Raw genomic sequence first — 1,437 nt, 5'->3', positions numbered from 1 at the left:
GGAGTTTCACCTATGGAAACGCTGCTGTCCGAACAAACCACCGCTGGCGACAAAATGATTACGCCGTCCAAGAATCTGCTACTTTCCCAGCCGATATGCGGTCCCCATCGTGATGCGGTGCGGTCGCTGTCTGACGAAAGCAGTCGCTCTTGGAGGGCCTCGGCCGACCACTGAGGGCCGCCCGGCGGCCCTCAGATGCCTCGTCTATGCGCTCACTCCTGGCGGATCGTACACTTCGCCTCGGTCGAGCATGTGATAGATAGACACCAACATCTTCCGTGCTGTCGCCACGATTGCTTTTTGTGAGTTCTTCCGCCGTGCTAACCGGTCGTAAAACCGACTCAAATACTCGTCATTACTGTTGTGGACTGCGTTATGGGCAGCTTGGACGAGTAACCACCTGACACGGCTCGATCCACGCTTCGAAATGCTCCCCTCGATCCGCGAGTCGCCTGACTCGCGGATCACCGGGTTCAACCCGACATAACTGACGACCGATTTGTCACCGTCAAACCGACTGATCTCGCCTAACTCTGCGTAGATTGTTAGCGCCGTATAGTAACTCACGCCAGGAATCGTCATCAGCAGCTGGGTCTCCTTCAGAGACCCAGCGCACTCTTCGATTTGTTGTTCGAGGCTCCGGATCTCTTTGGTGAGCGTCTCAATCATCTCTAAATACGACTCCAACAGTGTGTCCCATGGCGTCGGGATCGAGAGTTCCCGCAGGAACTCTCGTCCCTCAACACGCAACGGCTTCACGTCCTCCGTAATCCCGTGATCCGAGAGTAGTCCGTGAATCTTGTTGGCGTATTCAGTACGGTCTTCAACCAACGTCTGACGCCCGCGCACAAGTGCGCGGGCTTTCCTCACCTCGTCGGTTGGGACGTAGCTTTCAGGCACCGAATTCAACCGCAACATCCGCGCTAACTCTTTCGCGTCAACGCGATCAGTTTTCTTGTCCGTATCCGCGATCTGAGTTAGTTCCTTTGGATGGGCAACAGTCACATCCAAATGTTCCGACAGCGTATCGTGGATGTGGTAGTAATTACTGGTCGCCTCGATCGCGGCTTGCGAACCAGCGTACCGCTGGGCGAGGTCGTCGAGGTTCGCGTTCTCGACGCGAACCTCTTCGACTATCTCTCCAGCCTCATCCATTACTGCCACCTGTGCGTACCGTTTGTGGACATCAATTCCGAGGTACATGGTCTGTTCACCCGGGACGCCAGTGCGTGAAGCAGAGATTCACCTATTCGAGCTTTCCCGGATGCCGCGCCGCGCGGCATCCGGGCTGTAACGCCCATGACTCGGCTTCTTTCGCACACGGACCAGTCAGGTTTACGTGCTCGATGGCACCGAAACTCCGTCGGTCTCTTGCGCCCCATGCTTACATTAGGTTCTCATGGAGTAGCAGCGTTTCCATCGAGTCAGGTTTGCAGT

At 56.0% G+C, this 1,437-nt stretch carries 1 protein-coding gene; it reads right to left on the bottom strand.

The window, feature by feature from the left end; translation table 11 throughout:
* Nucleotides 1-204: 204 nt before the first annotated feature.
* The gene (locus D8Y22_RS15355) at nucleotides 205-1,203 is read right to left on the bottom strand and encodes an IS110 family RNA-guided transposase (RefSeq protein WP_141465581.1); all 999 of its coding nucleotides are present in this window, start codon (nucleotides 1,201-1,203) and stop codon (nucleotides 205-207) included.
* Nucleotides 1,204-1,437 lie beyond the last annotated feature (234 nt).

Source organism: Salinadaptatus halalkaliphilus (assembly GCF_006543045.1).
Lineage (GTDB): Archaea > Halobacteriota > Halobacteria > Halobacteriales > Natrialbaceae > Salinadaptatus > Salinadaptatus halalkaliphilus.
This window is presented reverse-complemented; position numbering and strand designations above follow the sequence as displayed.